Origin of the sequence: Microcoleus sp. OTE_8_concoct_300, from assembly GCF_031383065.1 — a bacterium.
Classification (GTDB): Bacteria; Cyanobacteriota; Cyanobacteriia; order Cyanobacteriales; family Microcoleaceae; genus Microcoleus.
The window spans coordinates 1-5,943 of record NZ_JANMZH010000659.1; the positions used below are offsets into that span (position 1 = coordinate 1).

The following is a 5,943-nucleotide window of genomic DNA, read 5'->3' on the forward strand; positions in this document are numbered from 1 at the left end:
ATTGTGGGATGGGCGTCCCGCCCGTTCAAAATGGACGGGCGGGACGCCCATCCCACAAACTTGTGGAAGTTATTTAATTCTCATTCCTAATGAAACGCAAGAGGAATTGATCGTCTTGATTGATATTGGGACGCAGGATGAAGTATATTAAGTGACGATCGCCCTTTTCAAACCAAGTGCGATCGGCCTTATTCTTCCCCGCTATCTTCTGGCTCATTTTCCGCCTCAAAATCCACCTTCTCATACATATCTGCTAGCGGTACTTCAACTTTAAAAAAATCAAAAACTAGCGCTGTATCCTCTTCATCGTACAGACTGTACGACCATCGCTTGTTTGCAAACTTGCAATACTGCTCTACATAAATTCGCGATTGGTCAATTAGAATATACTCTTGAAAGGTCGGCAGCGTTTGATAAAACTGAAACTTATCGCTGCGATCGTAACTTTTGGTAGATTTTGATAAAACTTCAATAATAACTTGAGGGTTTATTACCGTATCTTGGCGATTGTTGTAATACTCAGGTTTCCCTAAAATTACCATCACATCGGGATAAGTATAAAATCGCTTTTTCGGCATCCACAGGCGCACGTCACCCATGAAAACATTATAATCAAGTCCCTTAAGAGCAAGACGTAATGCTATACTCATATTCAGGGAAATGTGATTGTGATTTGTACTTGCACCTGTCATGGGAATAATTACTCCGTCGCAATATTCACTTTTAGACTCTGCTGTTTCTTCCAAAGCTAGATATTCTTCTGGAGTAAAGTATCGCTGTGCTGTTGGCTGTTCTGTTACTTGTAGACTAGCTGTCACGGTTTTTTATCCAATTCAATTCATATCTTGCGTCCAGTCTAACATTGCTCAAAAATGCGATCGCCCGAATCAAACATTCGGGCGATTAAGAATGGGATAGCTTCGCCGCGCGTGCTTTCAGACAGTCGCCACCAAAATTAATCGATCGGATCGAAAACAAGAGTCAATCGAGCACCGGGAAGCAGTTGTTTGAGAACTCGCAAGTGACCCTCTGCATCTGACCAACTGCGAAAGCGACCCACAACGACCCTTTGCAGATTCGGAAGCAAACGAACAACGATCCACGGTTTGAGACGTTTTTCATACCGCATAATAGATGTATCTCCTTTGTAAATTGGAGCCATAGCCAGTCCTTGCTTTTCCAGGGCGCGGGACTGGCTTTTGACTGATCCGGAGTCGGATTAGAGGAATTGTAACATAATAAGCCCAAATTTGTGTCACTACATTTTTAAGAGCAGAGTAACACCACGATCGAGAGCCTAAGCTTGTACCATTAAAAGCGTTAGTCAACAAACCAACTTTTACATTGAGCAAGCGCGTTCACGTCACGTTTCCTGATTACGTATATGAAGCTTTAGATCGATGGGCTGATAAACAAGGCAGATCCACAGCTAACCTGATAGCCTTTCTCGTGGAAACGGCTTTATTGGAAGCCCAACAAAGGGGAGAAGTACCCTCTGGGCCAGAAAAACCCAAAAGCGAGACTTAAAAAGTTCCCTCGTGGTTTACGGGTGCGTATCACCCGATCGCACTTATAGTTAGTTCGTAGGGTGCGTCGCCACCCAAAATCTCAGACTTGCATATCGATAATCTTAGTCCTGGACGCAGAAACCGGGTTTTTTACGAAAATATTGGCTCGTAGCCTTTAATATCGGTAAAAAACCCGGTTTCTTTGGTTTGATGTGTCCAGGACTGAATCTAAGGATCGCGAATTAAATAATTTACACAAGTTTGTGGGGTGGGCGTCCCGCCCGCCCTTTCTGGACGGGCGGGACGCCCATCCCACAAGAACCATCACGCATTGTAAGTTATTTAATTCTCATTCCTAATAGCGACGCACCTGTGCGCTCGATTAGCTTTCCCATACAACTTGACAAATCCACCGCACAATCGCTCCAATCAAATCAGATTGACTGGGTGAAAAAGCTGCCAGCGAATGCGCGTTATTCTCGCTAACAATAGCAATATTGCCGTCAAACTTGCTTAAATCGTTGACAAATGTCTCGCTAAATCCAGTCGCCTCTTCCCCCCGCGAGTTGTAGAATACTAAGATGAAAGATTTCTCGCTATCCATCAGCAGCAAATCCCAATAAGTTTGTAAATCTGCCATTGTTTTCGGTGTGCCATCCTCACTTTTGGGACAGCCTTGTTTCAGCATTTCGGTGTAAATCTTGGCGGCGGGGTTGTCGGGGTTGATGAAGTTTTTGCTGTCGATGCACAGGAGTTGGATTTGATTGGATAATTCGGCTTGATTATTGATTTCTCTGGCAATGTCTTGGGGGAAAGTTTGCCAATCGGGAACTTCGGGATGGGGTGTGGTGGGTGGATGGTGCCATGCGTGATAGAAGGTGGGGTAAGGGAGATTTTGGGCACAGTGCCAGATGACTTCGTAGGAATTTTTGAATCTCTCAAAGTCATTTTTGTAAGTCTCATCGGATAGGCAATTTTTTAAGGCAGTGACAACCCCTGTCATTTGCTGAGTTTCTGTCATTTTTGTTAAAAAAAAGGCTGCTGTCTCCTGTCTATATTTATCCTCACAGGTGAGGATAAATTGAGTTAAATCGGCGATCGGATATGGATATGGGTTGCCTTCGTCTATTTCCCCTAACCTATTTGTGTCTATTTTCCATAAGCTACCTGCTGCTAGCAACCGAATAAATTTATTCTCCGAGGTGCCGGTTAACTCAGTTAAAGCGGCAATCGAATCTGGGTGGCCTTCGTCTATTTTCCCTAAGCTATCTGCTGCCTGCCACCGAATATCTTCATTCTCAGAGGTGCGGATTAACTCAGTTAAAGCGGCAATCGAATCTGGGTTGCCTTCGTCTATTTTCCCTAAGTTACCTGCTGCCTGCCACCGAATATTTTCATTCTCAGAGGTGCGGATTAACTCAGTTAAAGCAGCGATCGCATCTGGGTTGCCTTGGCCTATTTTCCCTAAACTATTTGCTGCCTGCCGCTGGATAGATTCATTCTCAGAGGTACGGATTAACTTAGTTAAAGCGACGATTACTCTTGTACGATCGCTCTCTGGCAATACTGCTTTTGCTCCTTTTGCAATTGTATCTATAAATCTCCTCCACTCCTGTTTTTCAATGTTAAAATATCCAAATCCCCACTGGACAATTTGTGCAACGATCGCATCAGCCAAAGAACAATCCTTAAACTCATCAATTAATACAGCAGCTAGAAAATAAGCTCGATAACCATAAAATTCACGTTCAGTTCCCTGCTCAAACTCCACCAACGCCTTAATAAACGCTTCCTTCTCCTCCCTATCCACATCCTTTCGCCCCATCCACAACAACATCACCTCTTTCCACTGCCGCTCGAAAATCCGATAAATCCCCTGCTGCGGATTCTGCGGCACATGATTCAAGAAAAAGTGCCAATCCTCAATCTCGCACGCTGCAAAATATTCCTGAAACGTGGGATGATAGAAAGCATAAACAGATTTCAGCGGGTTTTCGGCATCAACTCCGACTCGATTCAGCCAACCTAAGTCAATTGCTTTTTCAAATAACTCTGGATGCGGTTGCTCCAGATGGTTGCTCACAAACCAATCCGGCAATATCGATTTATATCCAGCTTCAATTGCTGTCAGTGCCAACTTTCCCAAGGCAGCATTTAAGTTTGTTCTCTGTGCTGCTGTTGTCGGGAAAGCTTGTTTTTTGAAATCATAAAGCGCTGCGACAAATACCTCATAAAGTTCGGCTTTAGTATCCGGTAATTTTTGCTGTCCGAATTCCCAAGTTAAACACAGCAGGAATAACCGCAGGGGATTGCGTACTAAATCTTTGATTCGCTCTTTTCCCGGTTCGTCTAAGGCGGCGCGGAGATCCCCCCCCAGCCCCCCCTTGGTAAGGGGGGGAGTAAGAGAAGTAACAGAATTTTGCTCGTTTTCAATAGAGTAAACTTCTCCGGCTCCCCCCTTTTTAAGGGGGGCTGGGGGGGATCGGAACCATCGATCGATAAACAATTTCACCTGATCGCAATTCTCGCCGTCTCCATAGCTGAAATCGAGCATTCTATAAGTATCAAAATCAGACAGGGAATTCCCCGTAGCCTCCCAAATATTCAGGCGGCAACTGATTACTATTCGTACTTTATCAAATACCCGTTCTCTCAACTGTGGCGATAGAGTTCCCAGGGAATCCGCTATTCCCATTTCATCCGCGCCGTCCAACAGCAACCAGATTTTTCCTTCACTCAGTAATTCCTTAAATTCTTTCACCCATTCCGCAGGTGCAGCATCCAATTGTCCCGCCGCTATTCGCAGCCAATCTTCGATTAAATATTGGCACAAAGGTTTTTTCACCTCTGCTAAGGATATCCATACGGGCAAATATTCAGTTTCCGCCAATATACGATCGCCAATTTTGAACAATTGAGTGGTTTTTCCCGCACCCGGTTCGCCGATGACTGCAAGGCGTTTGCCCTTGCTTTTAGGGCTGTCGCTGTTAGCGAGGACTTTTTCGCAAAATTCGTCGTAACTGAGGGGAGTGAGTTTTTCGGCTTCCTGATAAGCTTGGGAACCTGTTTGAGGGGAAAAATCATCGCGGCGCTGGGGTTTTTGCTGGCGTTCGATTAATCCCAAGGGGACGTGAATCTCGTTGAGGTCTATTTTTCGCCCTAAGTCGTTAACAAAAAAAGTGTTGGCTGCTTGTCGCTTGGTTTGGGCTGCGGCGCGGCAGGTTTCGCGCCAGTCAATTTGGGTTGCTGGCAGTGAGGGTGGGCTCCATTCGTGGCGATCGACAATTTCGGGTATTTCTAAATTTAAAGCTTGGGCGAGCCAAGTAATACAGTCTCTCCTAATTCGCTCTTTTTTAAGAAACCGCTTAACCGTGTCAATACTCACCCCTGACTTTTCTGCCAAATCCCCGTGAGTCCAACCTTTCTTATCCGGTTTTTCAGGCCTGGGCAATTGGGCCATTCTTTCGAGAACTTTCTCTAATCCTTCTGGAGTAAGTCCTATGGTGCTGGAATTGGCAGTTTTGCTCATCGGTGGTAAGTGGAGAGATTGCAACTATTCATAGTTTAGTGAATAGCTAGGGAAAAATCCTAGTGCAGATCGGTGCAGTTCAATCTGCACTGTTTTGCTCTGGATGCTGCCGCTGGTATGCGGTTATTTGTAGATTATGACATTTAGGAATACCGCCATGAAGTTCAAAGATATTGTAAAAAATCACAAATTCACCTGCGTTGCTGGACAATTGACCGAGTTTGGCATCGTCAATTTAATCTCGTGGTTAGATCCAGTTTCAGGATTTTGGATTGGTATTGTTTGCTTGGTTTGGCATATTTTCCAGGATATTAGGGAAGAAGACGAAGAAGACAGCGATAGTCACTCCAAATAGGTTCGCAGCATCGGACTTTAGTCCTCGGTTGGGAATGAGAATTAAATAACTTCCACAAGTTTGTGGGATGGGCGTCCCGCCCGTCCAAAAAGGACGGGCGGCACGCCCATCCCACAATAACAATTAAAATTGTAAGTTATTTAATTCGCGAGCCTTGGATCGTAGCAGCAAATTTTAGGTCGATCGCGGGCGGGAACTCTTAGAACCGCCCCGACAAACGTGAAATCTGCTGTATTAGCTTCGGAAAGATCGCACGGACGATCCTTAATTCGCCCGCACAAAACAAGAAACCCTCCCCAACAAGGAGAAGGGAGGGTGAAAAGACAGTGAAAAATTTCAGTTTTTGCAGAATTAACAATAGGTCGTCACATCCTCGCCACACTCGTCAGCCAAATAACACAAAGCTCGAAAGCGCAGCCCAACCACTTGCTCGTAAAGCGGATTTAACTTGCACAATGGCGGAATGGATAATCAGGATCGCGAATTAAATAACTTACAATTTTAATTGTTATTGTGGGATGGGCGTCCCGCCCGTCCAAAAAGGACGGGCG

Annotated in this window: 5 protein-coding genes and 1 pseudogene; 2 read left to right on the forward strand and 4 right to left on the reverse strand. The window is 45.1% G+C overall.

Annotation, left to right across the window (positions count from 1 at the left end):
- Nucleotides 1–188 precede the first annotated feature (188 nt).
- Entirely contained in the window at nucleotides 189–818 is a 630-nt protein-coding gene (locus ACUVJL_RS29900) for a Uma2 family endonuclease (protein WP_445249157.1), read from the reverse strand.
- A 137-nt stretch (nucleotides 819–955) separates the two neighbouring features.
- Nucleotides 956–1,162 (reverse strand): hypothetical protein, encoded by a 207-nt coding sequence (locus ACUVJL_RS29905; RefSeq protein ID WP_190659208.1) that lies wholly within the window; start codon nucleotides 1,160–1,162, stop codon nucleotides 956–958.
- A 182-nt stretch (nucleotides 1,163–1,344) separates the two neighbouring features.
- Between ACUVJL_RS29905 and ACUVJL_RS29910 the strand changes: the two genes are divergently transcribed.
- Nucleotides 1,345–1,527: a ribbon-helix-helix domain-containing protein gene (locus ACUVJL_RS29910; protein WP_190659196.1), complete on the forward strand. Its 183-nt coding sequence runs from the start codon at nucleotides 1,345–1,347 to the stop codon at nucleotides 1,525–1,527.
- A gap of 363 nt (nucleotides 1,528–1,890) precedes the next feature.
- Here the strand turns inward: ACUVJL_RS29910 and ACUVJL_RS29915 are convergent, their stop codons facing one another.
- On the reverse strand, nucleotides 1,891–5,037 hold the full coding sequence (locus tag ACUVJL_RS29915; protein WP_445249158.1) for an NACHT domain-containing protein: 3,147 nt from the start codon (nucleotides 5,035–5,037) through the stop codon (nucleotides 1,891–1,893).
- A 157-nt stretch (nucleotides 5,038–5,194) separates the two neighbouring features.
- Between ACUVJL_RS29915 and ACUVJL_RS29920 the strand changes: the two genes are divergently transcribed.
- Nucleotides 5,195–5,392, forward strand: a complete 198-nt coding sequence (locus ACUVJL_RS29920) for a hypothetical protein (protein WP_333133974.1) — start codon at nucleotides 5,195–5,197, stop codon at nucleotides 5,390–5,392.
- 351 nt (nucleotides 5,393–5,743) lie between these two features.
- On the opposite strand, the pseudogene ACUVJL_RS29925 reads toward ACUVJL_RS29920, so the two are convergent.
- Nucleotides 5,744–5,857: pseudogene (locus ACUVJL_RS29925) on the reverse strand (Mo-dependent nitrogenase C-terminal domain-containing protein); the annotation flags it as partial.
- Nucleotides 5,858–5,943 lie beyond the last annotated feature (86 nt).

What these genes read in the sequence shown, in the direction of transcription:
- ACUVJL_RS29915 (WP_445249158.1), bottom strand. Translation starts at nt 5,037, where the DNA reads ATGAGCAAAACTGCCAATTCCAGCACCATAGGACTTACTCCAGAAGGA.
- ACUVJL_RS29905 (WP_190659208.1), bottom strand. Translation starts at nt 1,162, where the DNA reads ATGGCTCCAATTTACAAAGGAGATACATCTATTATGCGGTATGAAAAA.
- ACUVJL_RS29920 (WP_333133974.1), top strand. Translation starts at nt 5,195, where the DNA reads ATGAAGTTCAAAGATATTGTAAAAAATCACAAATTCACCTGCGTTGCT.